The organism is Pseudenhygromyxa sp. WMMC2535, assembly GCF_011083025.2.
Map to the genome: position 1 here is coordinate 3306373 of NZ_JABJWV010000001.1, position 21172 is coordinate 3327544.

Sequence of the window (21172 nt, forward strand, 5' to 3'; positions counted from 1 at the left end):
CGGGCCAGCTGGCGGGGGCGGCTCAGGCCGCTCAGGAGGCCGCGCAGGGGGTGCTGGAGACAAGAGTGGGCGGGGCGGCGCCGGGCCCGACATGGCGCGAGGACGCTGGGCGGGGGGCTGGCCGAGGGTGACTGGAGCGGCTCAGTCGAGGCCGAGGGGGAGCAGGCGCAAGCTGATCAGCGCGGTGAGCACGAGGGCGCGCTGGCCTTCGTCGAGGGCCGGGTCCAACCAGGCGCGCTCGGGGCTGTCGAGGATCAGCGCGGCCTCGCTCTGCTCGCCGCGGACGACGGCCAGCGAGGCCGGCAGGCGCTTGCGCGCGAGGTCGAGGTCGAAGAGCTCGCGCCACATCATCACCTCGACGGCGTGGGCCCGGGCTGGCGGCGTGTCCGTGTCGGCCTGTGTGTTCGGTCCGTCGTCGGGCTCGAGGCTGCCGAGCAGGTTCTCGTCGAGGCTCCCGGCGAGCGACAGCGTCCAGCGCTGCGGGTCCTCGCCGAGGGGGGCGAGCGTACAGCGCAGCGCGATCTCCTCGTGGGCCTCGTCGGCGACGGCCGCGAGATCGTGGTCGGCGGGCTGGCGGCGCTCGGCCACGCAGGCGCTGGTCCAGCGCGCACCTGCGGGTGTGAGCAGTTCGAATCGCAGCTGTAACTGCTGCCCTGGACGTGTGCGTCCGCTCGCCTCGGGCGTGAGCAGGGCGACGTCTTGGGGCTCTTCGCGCAGGTCGAAGGCGCTGACTCGGTACCCGCCGAGGTCGAGATCTCCTTGACGTGAGCGACCCGCGTTGTGCTCCAAGAGCACACCCTGAGCACGTAAGCGGGGATCCACGAGCTTCTCCGCGGCGTGCTGCTGCGCGCTGCAGCCCGCGCTGGCGATCATCGGCGCGAGCCCCAGCCAGAGGGTGGCGAGCAGGGTTCGAGCGCGGCAAAGCTGCTGGAGGCTGCGTTTCACGGGCGTGTACGACCGCGAGATACCCCGGCGCAGGCAGGCCCGCAAGGCGGGCGCGGCGTTCATGACGCGGACCACTGCGCGCCAAAAAACGCGTTGCTCGCTGCCGCTGCCTGCGGCAATCATGCCCGCGGCCCCGCCCCGGGGCCCCGTCTCGAGGCGGGCGATCATGTCGAGCAAAGCCAAGGCTACCCAACACAACGACGGGCGCGGCGAGGCGCGTGGGCTGCGAGCCCGCCCCGTGCTCCGCACCTCCTTGAAGCTCATGACCCTGGGCCTGGCCGCCCTGGCCTTGCTCGGCGGCCCCGAGCAGGGCGAGGCCGCCGAGGCTCAGACCAAGGTCATCCTCAACGGAGAGACCGTCCCCGTCTACTTCAACGACGGCGACTCCTTCCGCGTGCTCGGTGGCAGCTACAAGGACGCCAAGGCGCGGCTGTTTGGCTACAACACCCTCGAGTCCTACGGCGCCGTTCACCAGTGGGGCGACTGGACCGCCCGCGAGCTCTTCGTGCTCGCCAAGATGGGCACCTACAACGGCCGCGACGGCGTGTGGGAGTGCGAGACCGACGGCAAGACCGACACCTACGGCCGCATCCTGGTCTGGTGCCCGAAGCTCGCCGAGGACCAGATTCGCAAGGGCTACGCCCACGTGATGAGCATCGACGACAACCCGGGCATCCCCGAGCTCGTCGAGGCCCAAAAAGACGCCATCGCCGCGCGCCGGGGGATCTGGGCCCACGGCGTGCCCGAGTTCGTGCTGACCTCGCTGCACTCCAAAGAAGAGGACGTCGACGGCAAGGGCACCTACAACCGCCTGGTCTCCTCGCTCGACGGCCACTCGGTCAAGTGGCGGCACAGCACGCGCTACCGCGAGTGCGACAAGGTCTGCCACTACGAGTACGAGGTCGACGCGGCGACGGTCGACGAGGTCCTGAGCGCCGCCCGGAGCGACGCCGAGATCTCGCCCTACCTGGCCAAGCTCGACGACGCGGCCGCGCGCTCGGTGATCCTCGAGTTCGCGCGCTTTCGCCACATCAACCGCGAGATCCCCGAGGACGATCGTGACGCCCTCGACGCCCTGCTCACGACCTGGGCCGACGCCGGTCGCTTCGGGACCCAGGTCGAGCACGAGTCGGCGTGCATGATCCACGTGCCCTTCCAGCGTCGCTTTGGCGGTGGCAAGGCGGAGTGCCTCAAGTGAAGCGCATCGCGCTCGCGCTCGCGCTCGGCCTCGGCTACGGCCTGGTCGTCAGCGCCTGCTACGAGATCCCCTCGACGCCGGTGTTCGGCTACGAGAAGGACGACATCAGCTGTAGCGACTACGTCGACAACGACGTCGACGGGCTGATCGACTGCGCGGACCCAGACTGCCTCGAGCTCTCGCACCTGTGCGGCGAGGACATCCCCGAGCTGCCGGTCGACGAGCCCGAGAACACGCTCTCGGCCTGCACCGATCGCATCGACAACGACGGCGACGGTCAGTTCGACTGCGGGGACGACGAGTGCAAGGACATCCCCGAGACCTGCTGCCTGCGCGAGTTCACCGACGAGACCTGCTCGGACGGGATCGACAACGACGGCAACGGCTACGCCGACTGCCGGGACTTCGGCTGTAGCGGCGGCATGTTCGTCACGGTCTGCAGCGAGAACACCAACGCGACCTGCTCCGACGACATCGACAACGACGGCGACGGCGACATCGACTGCGACGACTCGAACTGCGCCGGGACCAACGCCTGCCAGAGCGGCGGGACCGGGACCGAGGACACGCTCGCGGCCTGCTCGGACGGCGTCGACAACGACGGCAACGGCTACACGGACTGCGAGGACTTCTCGTGCTCGATGTCCGAGGACCCGGAGGTCTTCGAGTACTGCGAGAACGTGCCGAGCGAGGACACGCTCGAGACCTGCTCGGACGGGATCGACAACGACGTCAACGGCTACACGGACTGCGAGGACTTCTCGTGCTCGCAGGCCGAGGACGCCGAGATCCTCGAGTACTGCGCGAGCTTGCCGAGCGAGGACACGCTCGAGACCTGCTCGGACGGCGTCGACAACGACGGTAACGGCTACACGGACTGCGCCGACTACTCGTGCTCGCAGGCCGAGGACGCCGAGATCCTCGAGTACTGCGACTCGATCCTCGAGAACTCGCCGGAGAAGTGCCAAAACGGCCTCGACGACGACGGCAACGGCTACATCGACTGCGCCGACTACTCGTGCTCGCAGTCCGACGACATCGAGACCCGCCAGGTCTGCCAGGAGAGCCTGGCCGACGCGGAGACCAGCGCCGACGATCGCTGCTCCGATGGCCTCGACAACGACGGAGACTCCTTCGTCGACTGCGAGGACTGGGACTGCTCCTACAACCCCGAAGTCACCGTCTGCGGCGTCGGCATCTGCGAGAACTGAGCGTCTGTGAATCTCTCCCGCACGACGACGCACCTGACGACGTGCGGGAAAAATTCACAGACTCCGAGCGAGCCAGCTCGAGCTTCGCGCTGACCCTCGCGCCGACCCCCGACCGCACCCTCTGCGACCTTCTGCGACCGCACCCCACGATCATGACTCACCGAGCGGGATCCCCCTGTCTCCAGCGCCGCACGCGGCTGCTCGCCCTCTTCACCTTGTTGACCAGCCTGGTGCTGCTCTCGCCGGCCGTGGCCGTGGCCGCGCCGCCCTCGGACGCGGACGCGCCCGCGGACGACGCTGCGTCGGATGACGCGGACGCCGTCGCTGGCGTGACCACCGGCGTCGCCAGCCCGAGCGCGACGAGCCCGAGCGCGCCCGCGGTCGAGCGCGACTGCGCCAACGGCGAGGACGACGACGGCGACACGGTCTACGACTGCGGCGACAACGATTGCCGCGAGGCCGCCGTCTGCCAGCCCGACGGCCAGCCCGAGAACAGCGACGAGCGCTGCCACGACTGGATCGACAACGACAGCGACGGCTTCCTCGACTGCGAGGACATCGACTGTAACGGCATGTCGGTCTGCGAGGGCTCGTGGGACCGCGAGGCCTCGGGCAAGGTCGCGGCCAACAACGGCACGAGCGCGCCCAGCGGGGGCAGCCCCGCCGAGGTCACGCTCACCAAGGGCCAGGCCGAAGAGGACCTGCTCGGCCAGGGCGGCGACAACGACGGCGAGCGCAACAACTACTTTTGCTCGGACGGCGTCGACAACGACGGCGACGGCTTCACCGACTGCGACGACCTCGGCTGCAAGCTCGGCACCGAGGTGACGATCTGCCAGCCCGCCGGGGACATCCGCTTCTCCGTGGTCGCGCGGATCTCACAGGAGTTCAACTTCGCCGGCCCCGAGTTCGGGACCAACGCGCTCATCCAGCAGAGCAACTCCGAGGGCGACCCGCGCACCGACGAGAACCGCAGCCTGTTCAACACCGAGTTCGAGAGCCTGCAGATGCGGGTGCTCGGCCAGCTGCCCTTCATCCAAAACAGCTTCTTCCTGCTGTCGATGCGCGCCGAGAAGTCGCCGCGCCTGACCTTTGCGACCTTCCAGATCCCGATCAAGAACGGTCACTACGTCAACGTCAACAGCGGCGGCGGCGGCCTCAGCCTCGAGCTCGTCCGCTCGGTCCACAAGCGGATGCTCGTCGACCCCGCCTACTACGTCTACAACGCCTTCGAGCAGGGCAACGGCGCCGCGCTCGAGTTCGGCGGCCCCTTGGACAAGCGCGGGCGCTTCATCTACCGGACCTTCCTGGCCGGCGGCAGCGGGCGCTACGCGGGCAACGTCGGCGGCACCTACTTCCCCGACGACAACCGCAACTTCACGTGGTCGGCGGGCGCCCAGGTGCACATGAACCTGGTCGGCTACTACAACCGCTTCGACTCGCCGATGCTCTACACCTCGGCGCCGACCACCTTCACCCTGACCTTTGGCGCCAAGTACGACCAGCGCAGCCAGGAGCGCTACCCGGCGGCCAACTTCCAGAGCGTGTTCCGCTACAAGCGGCTGATCCTCCTCGGCGAGGTCTACGCCAAGCGCGAGCTCAACTTCAAGAACTGGCAGGTGGCCTACAACGTCCAGGCCGGCGTGCTCGCGGTCAAGCGCCGCCTGCTCTTCGCCGCCGACTTCGGCCAGTACCTGGCCACGCCCTTCGAGAACCCGCCCGACGAGCTGGGCACGGACCTGCGGCGTCAGCTTCAGGAGCTCCAGTACCGCGTCGCCGCGCACATCTACATCTGGCGCAACGTGTTCCTGGCTCAGGTCGTGTGGCGCGAGCGCTGGGTCGAGCGGGCGCCGAGCACCCAGATCCCCGACGGCGTCGACCGCCGCTCGGACCTGCGCGTGCTGCTGCTCTACCGCTTCTAGGAGCCTGTGGTGGAACCCAGCGCGGCTCCTGGCGCCGGGATTTTTGTCGAGGGCGCGAAGCCAAAACGCCGCTGTACCGGGCGTACTGCAAGTTTTGGCGACAAAGCCTTCGGCGAAAAGACCAAGCCAGGTGTCGTGTTGGGTTTCACCACGGGCTCCTAGCCGTCACGAGGGGCCAAGAGAGAGCCGGTCGTGCGTCGCACGGCCGGCTCCTTGCGTTTGGGCGTTTGGGCGTTTGGGCGTTTGGGCGTTCGGGCGTTTGGGCTCAGCACTCGCCGTTGCAATCCGAGGGCACGTTGCAGTCCCACGCGTTGCCGGGCGTCGTGCCCAGGGAGCACTCGCCCCCGGGCGGCTCACAGGGCGGCCCGTCGCAGTCGTCGTCGACGTGGCAGTCCGCGTAAGGGTCGGCGCAGCCGGCCTGGTAGATGTTCGAACACAGGCCGGCGAAGCTGCTGAGGCCACACAGCCCGTCGCCGCAGTCGGAGCTGCTCTCGCAGTTCGAGGGGATGCACTGCGGGCTGCTGCCCGCGACCCCGGCGCAGGCGCAGATCGTGCCCGGTTCGCAGTCGGCGTCGGACTGGCAGCCGTAGGTGCACTCGCAGTTGACCAGGGGGGCGAACACGCAGGCGCCGTAGGCGTGCTCCGTGCAGTCCTCGACGGTGTGACACGACGCGACGCCGAAGTTTGCGCAGCCGGCGTTGGACTGCTCTTGCGGATCGACGCACTCGATGGCCTCGACGCGGTGCTCGAAGCCGTCGGCGCACGTGACCCAGCCGCTGGGGACCTCGGTCTGCCACTGCATGATCGGCGTGGGGTTGTCGCAGACGTAGGGCTCGGGCTCGCCGGTCTCGGTCTCAGTCTCGGTCTCGGTCTCGGTCTCGGTCTCGGTGGAGCCGGAGTCGGACTCGCTCGAGCCGGAGTCGGTCTCGGTCTCGGCCGACCCGCTCGACTCGGTCTCGGCGCTGGTCTCGGCCGACTCGCTCGTGTTGGCTGTCTCGCTCGAGCTGCTCTCGTCGGTGTTCGTCCCTGCGTCCGCGCTCGTCGTCGAGGCGCTGGCCTCGTCGTCCGCGCTGCTCGGGGAGTCGACGCAGGCGAGGCTGAAGAGGGGGAGCAGGACGAAGCGCAGGCGCTGGAGCGGACGACGTGGAGACGCAGACGCAGACGCGGGCATGGGGGGATCATGCCATGTCATGCGCCTTGCGCGCTTTTGCGCCCTGCTTCACAGACTCTCAGTCCTCGGCCGAGACCAGGCCGATGCGGATCGCCTGGCGGACCAGGCCGGCGACGTTGTGGACCCCGAGCTTGGCCATGATCCGCCCGCGGTGACCTTCGATGGTCTTCACGCTGAGGTTGAGGATCTTGGCGATCTCGGGGCTCGACTTGCCCTCGCCGACCAGGGTCAGGACCTCACGCTCGCGCTTGGTCAGGCCGTCGGCGGGGTCGGTCGGCTCGTCCTCGCGGCGTTGCTCGCCGCGGCTGTCGGCGAGCAGGATCTTGGCCACGGCCGGCGAGAAGAAGGCGTTGCCGCCGGCGACCTCGCGGATCGCCTTGACGAGGTCGGTGAGCCCCGAGCCCTTGAGCAGGTAGCCGCTGGCGCCCGCGCGGATCGCCGGACGCACGTACTCCTCGCCGTCGTACATGCTCAAGATCAGCACCCGCGGGGCCTCGGGCTTCTCGCGGATCTCCCGGGTCGCGTCGACGCCGTTGAGCTTGGGCATGTTGAGGTCCATGACGACGACGTCGGGGCTCAGGCGCGCGCAGGCGTCGACGGCCTCGCGCCCATCGGCGACCTCGCCGACGACCTCGAGGTCCTCGGTCGCGGTCAGCAGGGCCTTGAGGCCCTCGCGGACGATGGTGTGGTCTTCGGCCAGCAGCACCCGGATGGTCGCGTCGGACATCCCCGACACTATAACGGGTGGCGTCAAAAGGAGCTGACGAGCGAGAGGGCGCCGGACAGCCACGGCCCGCGCAGGCGCAGGTCCGCCTCGGCGTGCTCGGGGCCGATCAGCGCCCAGCCGGCCTCGGCGTCGAGGGCCAGGCGGACGAAGCGACCCAGGCTGACGCTGGCCCTGGCCGTGGCGAGGGGGCCGGCGAAGGTCTCGAAGTGCCCGGGGTCGTCGGGGCTGCGCATGCGGACGGCGCCCACGCGCAGCCCGGCGCCGGCGTAGATCGCCGCGGTCCCGGCCCCGCGCGGGCCTGAGCCGGGGAACTCGGCCCAGCCCAGCAAGCTGGGGGCGGCGCTGATCATCAATGTGTTGATCCGCGACGCGCCGCTTTCGAGGTCGACACGGACGCGGCGAAAGGCGAGCTCGCCGTCGGCGCGCCAGGCCAGGTGGCGCAGGGGTCGATGCACGGCCTGGACCTGCTCGCCGAGCATCCAGGCGGGGGCGCCCTCGCCCAGGAAGGTGCGGGCCATGAAGGCGTCGCCGAGCTGCCAGGGGGAGCTCGGGCGCCGGGCGATGCGACGGGCCCGGCGCAGCACCCTCGGTGAGGAGGCGGGGCTGCGGGGGGAAGAGTCGCTGACAGCCTCGCGGTCGAGCACGAGGTCCATCCACAGCGCGCGCAGCAAGGCCGCGGCGCTGCGGGCCAAGGACTCGGCCGCGCGCTCGGGGGAGGCGTCGAGGGCCTCGAGCCGCAGGGCGCGGGTGAGCGCGGCCTCACTGAGCGGATCGATGACGCGTAGCAGCAGGCTGTCGTCGCCCTTGCTGCCCCCGCCGCTGCCGCAGTCGATCAGCAGCTGGGTGTCGCCGGCCTGGCCCGCCGCCGCGCCGCGGAATTCGAGGCCCGCGCCGAGCTCGTGGCGCAGGGACTCGTGCAGGGTCTCGAGCGCGACGCGACCGTCCAGGCAGGGGTGGAGGTGGACGACCAGAGATGGGCGGGCCTGCGCGCGAGAGCTCGAGCTCACTTCTGGCTCTGGCTCTGGCTCTGGCTCTGTGGCGTCCGTCTTGGCGCTCGCAGCCGCAGCTCGAGCCTGAAGCGCGGCCTCGCCCTGCGAGCTCTCGCCGGGGCCGGAGCCCGCGAGCAGAGCGGCGAGGGTGAGGGCGGCGGGGCTCATCTCAAAACAGCTGGGCGACGTCGAGGTAAAAGCCGAAGTTCTCGTCCGAGGGCGACCACGCCGGGTCCACGCGGATCACCAAGGTCTCGCCCCAGGTGATCCGCAGCCCGCCGCCGACCCCGACCTTGATGTCGCCGAAGGGCCCGTCGATGTCCTCGCCGTCGAGGAACACCGGGCTGAAGTCGGTCCACAGCCGCCCGGCGTCGACGAAGGCCAGGGCCCCGAGGCCGAAGCGCTGCGAGCCGAGGTTGAAGCGGTAGAAGATCGAGCGCAGCTCGACGTTGAGGATCGCCTTTTGCTTGCCGAAGTAGCGCTGGCGCGGGACCCCGCGCAGGGTCCAGCTGCCGCCGGGGCCGTCTTGAGGTTCGAGCACGCCGATCTGGCCGAGCTGGTAGAGCGGCGGCCTGCCGACGAGCATGTCGAGGGAGCCGCGCGTGGCCAGGACGAGGTAGTCGTCATAGAGCGGCACGAAGACCGAGGAGGCCGCGTAGATGTGGCCGAACAACAAGCCGCCGTCGATGCCCGGGGAGATCTGACCGGAGAGCTCGGTGAAGCTCCCGCGGGTGGGCGTGTACTCGTGGTCGCGGGTGTCGTAGAGCAGGCCGAAGTTCAAGGTCCACAGCGCGTGGTTGTCGGTGCCGTAGAGCAGGCCCTGGAGGGTCTCGGCGTCCTCGCCCTCACCGTCGCGGGTCTCGATGTCGGCCTCGAGCTTGCTGTTGGCGTAGGTGTTGATGAAGTTGTAGGAGATCGAGGTCCCGAGCAGCAGCTCGAGGCGCTGCTTGTGGGCGACGGGCTCGCCGCGGCCGCTGTAGGCGTAGGGCGGGCAGCGCTCGGCTCGCTTGGGCCCGCAGGGGCGCGGCACGTCGTTGCCGATCCGCGAGCGGTCCCAGAGGATCAGCCGGGTGTTGAAGTCCAGCGAGGGGTAGATGCGATCGTAGCGGTTGTAGAGCCGAGCCTCGCGGAAGGCCTCGGGCTCCTCGTCGGGGTCGATGTCGGTCCACGGCTCGGGGTTGCTCGAGGCGTTGCCGAGGCCGTACCAGCCCTGGGTCAGGAAGCGGCGGAAGCGGACGGCGGCGTTGATGCGCAGGCGGCCGTCGAGCAGCCCGGGGAAGTCGGCTTTGACGTAGTCGTTGTGGTAGGGCAGGCCGAGGCCCACGCCGGGGGTGTTCTTGACCGTGGCCTGGGCGAGGATCTCGAGGCGCCAGCGGTAGGGCTGATAGCCAGGGTGAAAGCGGGCCAGGGTGACCAGGGCGCCAAAGCCCAGGCCGAGGTCGATGTCGTAGGAGACCGCCGGGAGCACGCCCCACTCGAGCCGGTGGGGGTCGTTGGGGTCGCGCTTTTTCTTGCCCTTCTTGCCCTGCTCACCTCGCTCTCCTAGTTCACCGGGGGGCGCCTCTTCCGGGAGGGGCGCGGGCTCGGGGGCGAAGCGCTCGGGGCGAGGCGGCTCGACGCTCGGGTCTGGCTCGATAGGGTCCGGCTCGGGCGGAGGCTCGAGGGCGACCGGCGGCTGGTCGTAGCTCGGGCCGAGAGGGATCTCGGCGTCATCGGGCGGGGACGCCTCGGTCGGCGGCGCCGCGAGGGCCTCGCCAGCCGTGAGGCCGAGGCCGAGGGCGAGCGAGAGGGCGACGGCCAGTGCGCGACCCTGGGCGCGGGGTCGCACGAGCGCACGCGCCTCGCTCAAGTGGCCTCCTGCTGGAGCTCGCGCACGGCCGCGCGGTCGAGGGCGTAGCGGCGGAGGATCGGCAAGCTGATGAACATGCAGATGGCGGGCAGCAAGGCGGCGCCGATGCGGATGGCGGTCAGCGCCGAGCTCGGCTGGTTCACGACGGCCTGGCCCTCGCTCTCGACGAAGCCGCCAAAGTCGAGGACCAACCCGGCGAGCAGGGCCCCGACGGCCAGACCGCCCTTGTCGACGGCCATCCACAGCCCCGTGAACACGCCCTCGCGACGTTGGCCGCTCTGCTGACGATCGGCGGCGATGGTGTCGGGGAGCATGGAGAAGGGAAAGAGCTGGGTCCCGGCCCAACCGATGCCCATCAGGGCGACGCAAGCATAAACCACGGCCAGTCCTTCGGGGCGGGCAAACCACAGGCAGGCGGCGCCACAAGCAAACAATGTCGTCGAGGCGAGCAGGGCTCGACGCTTTCCGATCGCGCGTGAAACCCTCACCCACACGGGCATGACCAGGACCGCGGGGCCAACGAGTGTCACGAACATGAAGGTCAAGGTGTCGTCGTCGCCGCCCAGGGTGTAGCGGGCAAAGTAGGGCACGCAGGCCAGGACCACGCCCACGCCCACGAGCTGCATGGCGTAGCCGCCGAGCAGCACGCGAAAGGGACGGACCGCGAGGGCGCCACGGATCTGCTCGAGCAGGGGCTGGGCATCTTGCTCGAGGCGCGGCCGGCTGGGGGCGCGGCGGGTGCCCACGAAGGTCAGGAACATCGCCGCGAAGATCATCCCGGCGAGGGCCCAGGACATCGACGCATAGCCCGAGCGGCCGCCGCCGCCGAGGGCGACCAGCTGCGGCGCGAGGGCGCCCGAGAGCAGCACGCCCACGGTCAGCAAGGCGATGCGCCAGCCCATCAGCGAGGTCACCTCGTCGTAGTCCTCGCTCATCTCGGCCGGCATCGCCGTATAGGGCACGCTGAACACCGTGAACGAGGTCGCCGCCAGCAAATAGGCGAACATCACCCACGCGAAGCTCAGCATCGGATCCGCGAAGGCCGGCAGCGAGAAGAGCATCACGAAGCTCAGCGGCAGGCTCAGGGCGCCGGCCAGCAGATAGGGCCGACGCCGGCCCCAGCGCGACTGCGTGCGGTCGGAGATCGTGCCCATGAGCGGATCCGTGAGCACGTCCCAGAGCTTGGGCACGAAGATCCCGACCCCGGCCAGCCACGCCGGGATCCCCAGGGTGTCGGTCATGAAGAAGAGCAGCAGCAGACCGGGGACCGTGGCGTAGATCCCCGTGCCGACGGCGCCTACGCCGTAGCCCGCGTGGATCCCCAGGCCGAGCTTTGACTTGGACGCGCGCCCGCCCTCGCCTGGATCTCGCCCCATCGGCGGATTGTCTCGCGGGGGTGGCCCGCGCGTCCAGGGCGGGGTGCCGCTGCTCGCTCGCTCTTCGCCGTGGGCTCCTAGGGGTTGCGTCGAAGGTGCGCGCCGCCTCGCACATGGCGAGGGTGGCTACTCGAGCGAGGTCTCGACCTCGGAGCGGCGCATGTCGGTGAGCGAGCGGAAGCCCATGGACTTGCGCGCGATCAGGCCGGGCCGGTCACGGCGGCGCAATTGATCGACGGCCGTCTTTTGCTTCTCCTCGTCGGCGTCTCGGATGCGCGCCGCGAGGCGGTGAGGCAACGTCTTGACCATCGGCACCAACCATCCGCGGACGATGCGGTTCACTCGAGCGTTTCGGCTGCTCATCTACAAAAAATCTCCGTGCACAGTGTGGCAGGAATCGAGGTGCGAGTCGTCCGCAAAATGATCGCCGAAGCGGCGAGCCTTCGTTCGTTTTAGAGCTACCCCGAGTTGTTGGGCGGCTTACGAATGAGGGACTCAGCCGGGGAGTTCTTTGCGCACACGCGTGACGCGGTCGAGGCCACGCTGCCACTCGAGCAGCGCGGACAGGCGTTCGGACTCGTCGAGGCAGCGGTGGGCCTCTTCGAAGCGCTTGGCCGCGGCGCGGAGCTTGGCGCGGAGGACGAGCAGCTCGGCGCTCGTGCGACGGTCGCCGAGCTTGCGGGCGATCTCGAGTCCGCGGCCGATGTGCTGCTCGGCGAGCATGTTCTGCTTGAGCGCGCGCAGCAGGCGACCGAGGGTCTCGTGGCCACGCATGCGGCCGAGGTCCTCACCCCGGCGCTCGGCCTGGAAGAGCGCGTGCTCGGCCCAGGTCCGCGCCTCACGAAGCTCGCCGCGGCGCTCTTGCAGCTCCGAGGCGGTCAGCAGGTAGCGCCACATGGACACGTCGACGTTGGCTCGCGGCCCGTCGCCGAGGGTGCACATGTCGAGGCCCTCCTCGAGCTCCGAGAGCGCGCGCTGATGTTCGCCCTGGGCGTCGAGGCTGCGCGCGAGGTCGGCGTAGAGCTCGAGCAGGGCCGATCGCCGGCCCTGGGCGATGAGCGGGCCGAGGGCGCGCTGGTAGGCATCGACGGCGCCCTTCCAGTCGCGCTTGCGGGCCAGGCAGCGGCCGAGGGCGCGCTGGAGCTCCGACTCGGCGTCGGTCATCGTGCCGCTGCCGAGGAGCTTGCGCAGGGTGTAGATCGCCTCGTCCACGCGGTCGGTGAAGCAGAAGGGATCGACGAGGTCGGCGATCAGGTTGGCCTCGTGGTTGAGGCGATCCTCGCCGGGCAGGCGGCGGCAGGCCTTGAGCGCGGTCCTCAGCAGGCGCACCGCCTTGGGGTCGTCGAAGGCCGCGACGCTGGCGACCGCGGCCTCGCGCAGGGCCTCGATCAGCTCGACGGCCTGCACGCGATCGGCGGCGTCGCGGGCCCGGCTGGGCTGGGCGCGCAGCAGGTGCAGGGCGCGGACCGTGGGCGAGAGCTGGGCGCGCTCCGTGCAGATCGCCGCCTCGCGGTGGAGCAGGCGCAGGCGCTCGCGCTCGATGCCCGCGAGCAGCTGATCGCGGATCCTGCGGTTGCGCAGCGCCCACTGATCCCGGTCCATGGCGGCGAGCAGCCCGGCTTGGATCAGTGAGGCGAGCAGCGCGTCGAGGCTGGTGTCGGCGCAGGGATCTCCGCGAGGGTCGCGGGGGCACAGGGCCTCGAGCTCGCTGCGCTCGACGTTCTCCCCGATCACCGCGCACAGCTCGAGCAGCTGGCGCTCGTTGGCGGCCAGGCCGATGAGCCAGTCTTCGAGGGCGGTCGGGAGGTCGATGGGCTCGCCCTCGACGGGGACGCAGCGCAGCGCCAGCTCGAGTTCGAAGGGGGTCAGGGGCACGTGGCTGGCCAGGCGGTCGGGCAGCGGGGAGCCCTCGTGGCTGAGGGCCGCGGCCCACTGGCGGACCTCGCCGGCGTCGAGGCGGGGGAGCTCGACGACGGGGCAGCGCAGCCACTCGCGCTGCTCCTCGGCGGTGGCCAGCAAGATCAGCACGGGGGCCTCGGCGCGGGCGCGCACGAGCTGCTGGACGATCCGCCGCGAGGGCGCGTCCCAGCGGTCGACGTCGTCGAAGACCAGCAGCAGCGGGTTGCCGGCGGCGCCCTCGGTCAGGGCCTGGACCGCCGAGGTGAAGCACTCGCGGCGGCGCACGGCGTACTCGACGGCGCTCGCCGACACGCCGAGGCCAAAGAGCTCGTTGAGCCCGGGCAGCGCCTCGTAAGACAGGCCGATCAGGTTGGCCGCGCGGCCGAGGTCGCCGGGGGAGGGCGCGCGCGGATCGACCTCGAGGAGCTGACCGATCGCCTGACGGATCGGCCACAGCGCGGTCATGGCCCCGGTCGGCTCGCAGCCCGCCGCGAGCACCCGCCAGCCGCGCTCCTCGGCCTGGTCGGCGATCTCGTCGAGCAGGCGGGTCTTGCCCGAGCCCGCCGGGCCGCTGATCGCCTGGGCCTGGAGGCCGACCTTGGGGTTGTCGAGGCGGCGCTGGGCCGCGGCGAGCAGGGCGTTGGCGGCCTCGCCGGCGAGGCGCTGGGGGAGGGCGCGGAGCAGGACCTCGGCGGTGGCCTCACCGGAGGACTGACGCAGCGCACGGGTCGAGCGTCGGGCCACGCGTCGCTGACCCGAGGCCGCGAGCGGCTGGTCCGGCGCCTGGGCGCCACAGGCGGCGCAGAAGCGATCGCTGGGTCGCATCAGCGCCGAGCACTTGGCGCAGTGGATCTCCGTGGCCGTGCCGACGCGCGTGGCCTTGAGGACCGCGTCACGAAACTCGCCGGCGTCGGCGTAGCGAGCGTCGCGCTCCTTGGCGAGCGCGCGCAGGCAGACCGCCTCGAGGGGATCGGGGGCCGCGCCCAGGACCTGGCTGGGCGGTCGCGGGAGCTCGTGGATGTGGCGGTGGAGGATCTCCACCGCCGACTCGCTCTCGAAGGGCGGCCGGCCCGTGAGCATCTGGTAGAGGATGATACCGACGGCGTAGAGGTCGGAGCGCTGGTCGAGGTGCAGCCCGCAGGCCTGCTCCGGCGACATGTACTCCGGCGTCCCGCAGACCACCCCCTGGCTGGTCAGCCCCGGCCTCGCGCCCTTCGCCGGCGCGTCGTCCATGAGCTTGGCGATGCCGAAGTCGAGCACCTTGAGCAGCTCGCCGCGGGTCCGCAGGCTCTGGATCAGGATGTTCTCGGGCTTGAGGTCGCGGTGCAGGATGCCCAGGCCGTGGGCCTCGGTGAGCGCGGCGAGGATCTGGAGGATCAAGTCGGCGATGCGCGCGCGCTCGAGGGGGTGCTCGTCCTGGATGATCTGCTCGAGGGAGCGGCCCTCGATGTACTCCATGACCAGGAAGGTCACCCCCTGCTTGGTCCGCCCGTAGTCGACGACCGAGACCACGTTGGGGTGGTTGAGGCTCGCGGCGTTGTGCGCTTCGTTGGCGAAGCGGGCCTGCGAGTCGGGGTCGTTGGTCAGCTGGGGGCTGAGGATCTTGATCGCAAAGGGCTTGCGTAGCGCGGTCTGCTCGGCCCGGTAGACGCGGCCCATGGCCCCGGTGCCAATCAGTGACTCGATGCGATATCGGTCCTGAATGGTCATCCCCAGGTAGGGATCGCCATCGCTGATCTGAACCCCAGAGAGGTCAGAACCACACGAAGGGCAAAAGCGGTGCTCGTCGAGCACTCGCGCTTCGCACCGTGGGCAGATCTTGTGTGCCAATTCGTGCACAGACCTCCTACACAGCCGATCGACACGGTACCCCACCGGTCGCGTCGATGGGAAGAAAATGCAGGGGAAGTCGTGGGCAGAGGGCCATGTAGGGCAGTCTCGGATGCGCCAACCACAGATGTTCTGGGTCGAAAAGGGGCAAGGTGCCAGCGATCGCTCCGCGGGGCGCCGAGTGATCGTGTTTCACCGGGCCGGATCCGTCACGCGAAGGACCTGGACAACACTCACACCGGAGTCTGTTCTCGCACAGCGGCACAGCAGTCCCCACCCTGGCGCCCATTGCCGTTCAAAAAACACTGGAAATCTGGGCACTTAGCGGACATCACGCAGGATTGACAGGCACCGATGGCCTCCCTATAAAACGCGCGCGATTGGCGGGTCATCCGCTCTTCTTGGGGCGTCGGCAAGTGGTTAAGCCATCGGTTTTTGGTACCGACATACGTAGGTTCGACTCCTACCGCCCCAGTCCCTTTCCCCCTAGCGATCGCACCCCCAACCTCCAGACCCGACCGGGAGCCCCGTGAATCGGCTGATCTCCATCTTCGGCGGCAACGCCAACCCTGCGCTCACCAACGAGATCTGCAAGTACGTGGGTATCCCTGCTGGCGCGGCCAAGGTCTCGCGCTTCTCCGACGGCGAGATCTTCGTCGAGATCGGCGAGAACGTTCGCGGGGTCAACTGCTTCATCGTGCAGTCGACCTGCTCCCCGCCGAACGACAACTTGATGGAGATGTTGATCATGATCGACGCGCTGAAGCGAGCCAGCGCGGGCGCGATCGTCGCTATCATCCCCTACTTCGGCTACGCCCGCCAAGACCGCAAGGTCAAGCCGCGCACGCCGATCACCGCCAAGCTCGTCGCGGATCTGCTGTCCGCCGCGGGCGCCACCCGGGTGCTCTCGGTCGACCTTCACGCCGGGCAGATCCAGGGCTTCTTCGACATCCCCTTCGACCATCTCTACGCGACCCCGGTGGTCCGCGAGGCGCTCCAGCGCGAGGGCCTCGGTGGTTCGGACACTGTCGTGGTCTCGCCCGACGCCGGCGGCACCGAGCGCGCCCGCGCCTACTCCAAGTTCCTCGGCTGCTCGCTGGCGATCATCGACAAGCGCCGCGACTCGCCCAACGTCTCCCAGGTTCACCACCTGATCGGCGACGTCGAGGGCAAGCGGGCGATTCTGGTCGACGACATGATCGACACCGCGGGGACGCTGTGCAACGCGGCCAAGGCCGTCATGGATCACGGCGCCTCGGCGGTCTACGCGGCGGCGACCCACGGCGTGCTCTCGGGCCCGGCGATCCAGCGCCTCAACGAGTCGGTGATCTCCAAGGTCTGGGTGTGCGACACGATCCCGCAGCAGGACAAGCTCGAGCGCTGCACCAAGCTCGAGGTCCTCGGCATCGCCGGGCTGGTCGGCGAGGCGATCAAGCGCATCCATCACGGCGACTCGATCTCGAGCCTGTTCGACTAGGCGCGATCACCTGCCCTGCGTCCAAGGGACGCGGCCGGGAGAGGCCGCGAGCGGCTATGCTCGGGCCATGCCGCGCGCCCTCGCCCTTCGCTGCGCCCTCGCCTGCACCGCGCTCTTCGCCTGCACCGCGCCCGGTGATGAAGACAGCGAGAGCGCCGATGAGGCCAGTGAGGCTGGCGACGCCGGCTTCGTCTCGCTCATCGACCACGCCAACTGGATCACCGTCGACGCCCCCGACGACCCCCTCGTCGACGAACGCCCCGAGAGCGTCGAGTGTGGCATCGCGGGCTGGTACATCGAGGGCGAGGACGTCGACGATCCCCTGCTCGAGGTCGACACCACCTACTGCAACTACCTCGCCTTGAGCCAGCCGAGCCTGGCGCAGATCCGCGAGGGCGCCGAGATGGAGTTCGACTTCTACCACTTCAACCTGACGGCCCCCGAGCCGGCTCAGGCGCACCTCGCCGTGCACGTCGATGGCGAGCTCTTGTGGGAGACGTGGATCGACATCCCCGGCAGCGCGCAGGTGTTCACCGAGAGCTTCACCGCGCCCTTCGACGCGCCCGAGGGCGCGTCGGTGATGATGCATCTGCACAACCACGGGCAGAACACCTGGGGGATCCAGGATCTGCGTGTTTGGGTCGAAGAGTAGCTGGCCTGGCGTCGGGCTCCTGGCCTGACACTCGAGCACTCGTGGCTAGCGATCGCGGGCTCTCGATCCTGAAATTCGCCATTTTCGGGCGAATTTCACGGGCAGACGCATTTTGCTGACAGGTAAGCATGCCCTTACCTATCATGGGTTCGTGATGATGCAGAGCCAGACCGGCCAAGCTGGCCAAGCTGGAGTATTCGGCGCGATCAGCCACCCCGCGCGCCGCCGGATGCTCGACCTCCTCGTGGACGGTGACCGTCCCGTGAAAGCGATCGCAGCGAACTTCGAGATGAGCCGGCCAGCGGTCTCGCAGCACCTGCGCATCCTCCTGCAAGCGGGGCTCGTCACCGAGCAGCGCTGCGGGAGGGAGCGCCGCTACCGGCTCGTGCCGGAGCAGCTCAGCCCCGTGCGCGACTGGATCGCCCACTACGAGCGGTTTTGGGACGACAACTTCGATCGTCTGGCCCGCCACCTCGCGAAAGGCTCGGACCAGTGACACACACGATCCGCCGCGACATGTGGTTCCCGCACGACCCAGACACGGTCTGGCGGGCGCTGACGAGCCGCGAGGCGCTGGCCGAGTGGATGTACCCCAATGACTTCGAGCCGCGAGTCGGCCATCGATTCACATTTCGCGTCCCGCCAATTGGAGCGCGGGCTCGTCGTCCACTGCGAAGTCTTGACCTGCGCCCCTCCGAGCGAGCTCTCGTTCACCTGGGTCGTCGGTGACTTCCTGGATACCCGCGTGCACTACCGCCTCGAGGCCGAGGGCGCCGGGACGCGCGTGCGCTTCGAGCACGCTGGGTTCGAGCAGAGCCAGGCTTTCAAGGGGGCAGCGTACGGCTGGAAGCTGATGCACGGGGCACTGGAAACGATCCTCGAGCAAGGATCAGGAGACGCATGAATATTGTCATTTGGGCTCTTCAGGCCATCCTCGGCCTTCTCTATCTCGCAGGCGGATACTACAAGGCGTCTCAATGCGAGACCCTCGCCAGTCAGTTCCCCGCGATCCCGAGCGGCGGCTGGCTGGTGTTCGGCGTCGTCGAGATGATCGGCGCGGTCTTGCTGATCGTCCCCGCCGCGACGAAGTGGATGCCAGCGCTGACCCCCGCGGCGGCGGTCGTGCTGGCGATCGAGACGCTGATCATCTCCGGGGTGTATGCGGGGCAGTCGTTGACGTTGAGCGGCGAGAATCCGCTGCTGTGGAGCGCCGTCATGCTCCTGCTGGTCGCGTTCGTGGCCTACGGGCGCTACGCCGTCGCGCCGCTGGCGTGAGCGGCGAATCTGTCGGCCATGGTCGGCGTGCTCGGCCGCGCGGCGGGGTATCCTCGTCGTCATGAATGGACGAGGCCTCGTCGTGTTCACAGCGCTGCTCTCGCTCTCGGCCTGCACCGCGCCGAAGAAGGACAGGGAGGCGCACGAGGCCGACGCGGAGGCGCCCGTGCCCGAGGTCGAGCCGGCGGTCGAGCCGGAGAGCGAGGCGCCCGCTCCCGAGCAGCCCGAACAGCCCGAACAGCCCGAGCCTGGACCCGCCTTGTTGGCCCAGATCTTCGGCGCGCCCGAGCACGCCTTGCATGCGGGCGACCTCAACAGCGCGGCCGTCATCGAGGCGGCGCTGCCGGACTTCGAACTTCGCCCGCGTCGGCGCCATGGCTCGTTCATCCACCGCGGCTCCGTCAAGGTCGCGGTGGTGATGACCGAGATCGGTGAGCCCTTCGAAGCGCTGACCTTGCTCGGCCCCGGCCTCGCGGATCCTCGCGGCGTCGAGGTCGGGACGATCTTCGACACCGTCGCCGACTTCTCGGGCCTCATCTGTGACGTCGAGGGCGGCGAGGACTACACCGGGATCTGGGTCGCCTGCCGCGTCGAGGGCCCGGCGCAGAGCCGCTATATCTTCGCGCTGAAGACGGACGAGGCGCTCGACGAAGACATCGGCGTGGCCCGGGCTCGGGAGCTCGTCGGTGAGACGCGGCTGAGGGCGATCGAGATCGACGCGCGCTGAGGGCTCGAGCCGCCGCGCTGGAGGCCGCGAGTGCGCGATGGCGGGGGGCAGCCGTCCGGGCTATATCGAGGCCGATGCAACTGATCCGCGACGACGTCCACGAGCGCGCGAGCGAGGCCGACATGTTCACGCCCTGGCTCGAGCGCGTCGGCGGCAGGGTGCTCGACCTCGGCTGCGGCGACGGCCACAACGCGCGCCTGCTCGCCGCCAGCCCCCACGTCGAGTCGATCGTCGCCCTGGAGATGGACAGGATTCAGCACACCAAGAACCTCGCGGCCGAGCCGATGGACAAGCTGCGCTTCGGGCTCGGCGGCGCCGAGGCGATCCCCGCCGAGGCCGAGGCCTTCGACATGGTGTTCATGTTCAAGTCGCTCCACCACGTGCCAGTCGACGCGATGGCCCAGGCGATGCGCGAGCTGCTTCGAGTCCTGCGGCCCGGGGGCGTCGCCTATGTTTCGGAGCCGGTGTTCGCGGGCGAGTTCAACGAGGTCCTGCGCCTGTTTCACGACGAATCCTTCGTGCGCGAGCGGGCCTTCGCGGCGCTCAAGGGCGCGGTCGAGGCCGGGGGCTTCGAGCTCGTCGAGGAGCGTTTTTTCTTGCTGCCGATGAATTTCTCGAGCTACGAGGTGTTCGAGCAGCGGGTGATCGGGGCGACGCACACCGACCACGCGCTGGACGAGGCCACGCTGGCCGCGGTGCGCTCGCGCTTCGAGGGCTACCACGCGGACAATGGCGGGGAGTTTCTGGCGCCGCAGCGCCTCGACGTCCTCCGGCGGGTCTGAGGGGCTCCTAGTGTGCGCGGCAGAGGACTTGAAGGGCCCCAGGCTTGGAGCACCGGCCGCTGACTTCGTTGCTCGTCAGTCATTTGTGCTCGACAAACTCCCTCCTCGCGCCTCGTCAGCAACCGGTCCGGCGCCTGGGACCCTTCAAGTCCTCTGCCGCGCACACTAGGCCGAGCGCCCGGTCGCGAGCTCGCGGACCTCCGCGGCGCAGCCCCACGACAAGGTCACCCCGGCGCCCCCGTGACCATAGTTGTGGATCACCAGGCGACCGTCGACGCGCTCGGCCTCGAGGCGGACCTCGTCACGACACGGGCGCAGGCCCACGAAGACGTCGAGGGCCTCGCTCGCGCGCAGCTGGGGCTCGAGCGAGGCGCAGCGCTCGAAGATCGCGGCGCTCTGCTCGGGGTCCTCGCGTAGCTCGGTGGAGTCCTCGTCGCTCACGCCGCCGAGGATCACGTCCTCGCTGCGTGGGACCACGTAGGTGATCCCGCGCTCGCTGTGCTCGTCGATGAGCACGCGGTCGAGCGCGCCGCGGCTGCGGCTGAGGATCTGCCCGCGCAGGGGGTAGACCCGGGCGTCGTCGACGAGCTCGCGCGCGCCCAGGCCGGTGGTGTTGACGACGATCGGCGCGGCGGCCAGGGCCGGGGCGAGGCTGTCGAGGCGGCGGATGAGGATCTCGACGCCGGCGGCGGTGACCTGCTCGGCCAGCCAGGGCAGGTAGCGCGGCATCTCGATCACCGGGGCCGTGAACACCAGGCCGTGGCCGTAGCCGGGCGGGAGCTCCTCGGGCAGGGCGTAGCGGAATAGGTCCACGGCGCGGGACCAGGGCGGGTCGGGCACCGGGGTCGGGAAGATCTCCAGGGCCTCGCGCATGAGCACGCCGCTTTGGGGGCCGAGCTGCGGATCCGCCGCGAGCTCGGCGAAGCGCTCGTAGCTGTGCGCGGACCAGGGGACCACGCGCTCCACGGGGTCGACGCGGAAGGGGTACCAAAAGGCCGCCGCGACCCGCGAGGTAGTTTGCTCCGGGGGCGCCGCGGTCCACACCTGCACGCGGAGACCCGCGTCGGCCAGCTCGCTGGCGCAGCTGAGGCCCGAGACCCCCGAGCCGATCACGATCGCGTCGTGCATGACTGGGCGAGGAC

General features: G+C 69.7%; 20 protein-coding genes, 1 tRNA gene and 1 pseudogene. 13 read left to right on the forward strand and 9 right to left on the reverse strand.

Features of this window, described 5'->3' with window-relative positions; translation table 11 throughout:
- Window positions 1–141: 141 nt before the first annotated feature.
- Complete coding sequence (locus G6O69_RS12765; RefSeq protein WP_176396800.1) at window positions 142–1008, reverse strand: hypothetical protein; 867 nt, start codon at window positions 1006–1008, stop codon at window positions 142–144.
- A 103-nt stretch (window positions 1009–1111) separates the two neighbouring features.
- On the opposite strand from G6O69_RS12765, the gene G6O69_RS12770 reads away from it, so the two are divergent.
- The 4 genes from G6O69_RS12770 (at window position 1112) to G6O69_RS12785 (ending at window position 5438) form a co-directional block, all read left to right on the forward strand.
- Window positions 1112–2143: a thermonuclease family protein gene (locus G6O69_RS12770; RefSeq protein WP_172303783.1), complete on the forward strand. Its 1032-nt coding sequence runs from the start codon at window positions 1112–1114 to the stop codon at window positions 2141–2143.
- Complete coding sequence (locus G6O69_RS12775) at window positions 2140–3354, forward strand: hypothetical protein (RefSeq protein WP_172303784.1); 1215 nt, start codon at window positions 2140–2142, stop codon at window positions 3352–3354. The genes G6O69_RS12770 and G6O69_RS12775 overlap by 4 nt, the downstream gene beginning before the upstream one ends.
- Before the next feature lie 152 nt (window positions 3355–3506).
- The gene (locus tag G6O69_RS12780) at window positions 3507–5276 is read left to right on the forward strand and encodes a hypothetical protein (protein WP_172303785.1); all 1770 of its coding nucleotides are present in this window, start codon (window positions 3507–3509) and stop codon (window positions 5274–5276) included.
- A 9-nt stretch (window positions 5277–5285) separates the two neighbouring features.
- Window positions 5286–5438, forward strand: a complete 153-nt coding sequence (locus G6O69_RS12785) for a hypothetical protein (RefSeq protein ID WP_176396660.1) — start codon at window positions 5286–5288, stop codon at window positions 5436–5438.
- Between the two features lie 103 nt (window positions 5439–5541).
- Here the strand turns inward: G6O69_RS12785 and G6O69_RS12790 are convergent, their stop codons facing one another.
- The 7 genes from G6O69_RS12790 to G6O69_RS12820 all read right to left on the reverse strand — a co-directional run bounded on the left by G6O69_RS12790 (window position 5542) and on the right by G6O69_RS12820 (window position 14997).
- On the reverse strand, window positions 5542–6447 hold the full coding sequence (locus G6O69_RS12790; RefSeq protein ID WP_172301242.1) for a hypothetical protein: 906 nt from the start codon (window positions 6445–6447) through the stop codon (window positions 5542–5544).
- A gap of 58 nt (window positions 6448–6505) precedes the next feature.
- Window positions 6506–7174 carry a response regulator transcription factor gene (locus G6O69_RS12795; RefSeq protein ID WP_172303786.1) on the reverse strand — a complete coding sequence of 223 codons (669 nt, stop codon included), beginning with the start codon at window positions 7172–7174 and terminating at the stop codon, window positions 6506–6508.
- Between the two features lie 23 nt (window positions 7175–7197).
- Window positions 7198–8331, reverse strand: a complete 1134-nt coding sequence (locus tag G6O69_RS12800) for a hypothetical protein (protein WP_176396801.1) — start codon at window positions 8329–8331, stop codon at window positions 7198–7200.
- A 1-nt stretch (window position 8332) separates the two neighbouring features.
- Window positions 8333–10012: a BamA/TamA family outer membrane protein gene (locus tag G6O69_RS12805; RefSeq protein WP_176396802.1), complete on the reverse strand. Its 1680-nt coding sequence runs from the start codon at window positions 10010–10012 to the stop codon at window positions 8333–8335.
- Window positions 10009–11388: an MFS transporter gene (locus G6O69_RS12810; protein ID WP_172303789.1), complete on the reverse strand. Its 1380-nt coding sequence runs from the start codon at window positions 11386–11388 to the stop codon at window positions 10009–10011. Before G6O69_RS12810 ends, G6O69_RS12805 begins: the two co-directional genes overlap by 4 nt.
- A gap of 126 nt (window positions 11389–11514) precedes the next feature.
- Window positions 11515–11751, reverse strand: coding sequence for a hypothetical protein (locus G6O69_RS12815; protein WP_172303790.1), 237 nt, complete (start codon window positions 11749–11751; stop codon window positions 11515–11517).
- Between the two features lie 132 nt (window positions 11752–11883).
- Entirely contained in the window at window positions 11884–14997 is a 3114-nt protein-coding gene (locus tag G6O69_RS12820) for a serine/threonine-protein kinase (RefSeq protein ID WP_172303791.1), read from the reverse strand.
- 522 nt (window positions 14998–15519) lie between these two features.
- On the opposite strand from G6O69_RS12820, the gene G6O69_RS12825 reads away from it, so the two are divergent.
- The 9 genes and pseudogenes from G6O69_RS12825 (at window position 15520) to G6O69_RS12860 (ending at window position 20030) form a co-directional block, all read left to right on the forward strand.
- Window positions 15520–15592: transfer RNA gene (locus tag G6O69_RS12825), tRNA-Gln, on the forward strand.
- A 54-nt stretch (window positions 15593–15646) separates the two neighbouring features.
- Complete coding sequence (locus tag G6O69_RS12830) at window positions 15647–16594, forward strand: ribose-phosphate pyrophosphokinase (protein ID WP_172303792.1); 948 nt, start codon at window positions 15647–15649, stop codon at window positions 16592–16594.
- A 67-nt stretch (window positions 16595–16661) separates the two neighbouring features.
- Window positions 16662–17246 carry a hypothetical protein gene (locus G6O69_RS12835; protein ID WP_172303793.1) on the forward strand — a complete coding sequence of 195 codons (585 nt, stop codon included), beginning with the start codon at window positions 16662–16664 and terminating at the stop codon, window positions 17244–17246.
- A 154-nt stretch (window positions 17247–17400) separates the two neighbouring features.
- Entirely contained in the window at window positions 17401–17742 is a 342-nt protein-coding gene (locus G6O69_RS12840) for a metalloregulator ArsR/SmtB family transcription factor (protein ID WP_255216279.1), read from the forward strand.
- 20 nt (window positions 17743–17762) lie between these two features.
- Window positions 17763–17822: pseudogene (locus G6O69_RS42090) on the forward strand (hypothetical protein); the annotation flags it as partial.
- 19 nt (window positions 17823–17841) lie between these two features.
- The gene (locus tag G6O69_RS12845) at window positions 17842–18150 is read left to right on the forward strand and encodes an SRPBCC domain-containing protein (RefSeq protein WP_255215771.1); all 309 of its coding nucleotides are present in this window, start codon (window positions 17842–17844) and stop codon (window positions 18148–18150) included.
- The gene (locus G6O69_RS12850; protein WP_172303794.1) at window positions 18147–18521 is read left to right on the forward strand and encodes a DoxX family protein; all 375 of its coding nucleotides are present in this window, start codon (window positions 18147–18149) and stop codon (window positions 18519–18521) included. Before G6O69_RS12845 ends, G6O69_RS12850 begins: the two co-directional genes overlap by 4 nt.
- 61 nt (window positions 18522–18582) lie before the next feature.
- The gene (locus G6O69_RS12855; protein WP_172303795.1) at window positions 18583–19248 is read left to right on the forward strand and encodes a hypothetical protein; all 666 of its coding nucleotides are present in this window, start codon (window positions 18583–18585) and stop codon (window positions 19246–19248) included.
- Window positions 19249–19322: 74 nt separating this feature from the next.
- Window positions 19323–20030 (forward strand): class I SAM-dependent methyltransferase, encoded by a 708-nt coding sequence (locus tag G6O69_RS12860; RefSeq protein WP_172303796.1) that lies wholly within the window; start codon window positions 19323–19325, stop codon window positions 20028–20030.
- 165 nt (window positions 20031–20195) lie between these two features.
- Here G6O69_RS12860 and G6O69_RS12865 read toward each other — a convergent pair whose 3' ends face one another.
- The gene (locus G6O69_RS12865; RefSeq protein ID WP_172303797.1) at window positions 20196–21158 is read right to left on the reverse strand and encodes an FAD-dependent oxidoreductase; all 963 of its coding nucleotides are present in this window, start codon (window positions 21156–21158) and stop codon (window positions 20196–20198) included.
- Between the last annotated feature and the right edge of the window lie 14 nt (window positions 21159–21172).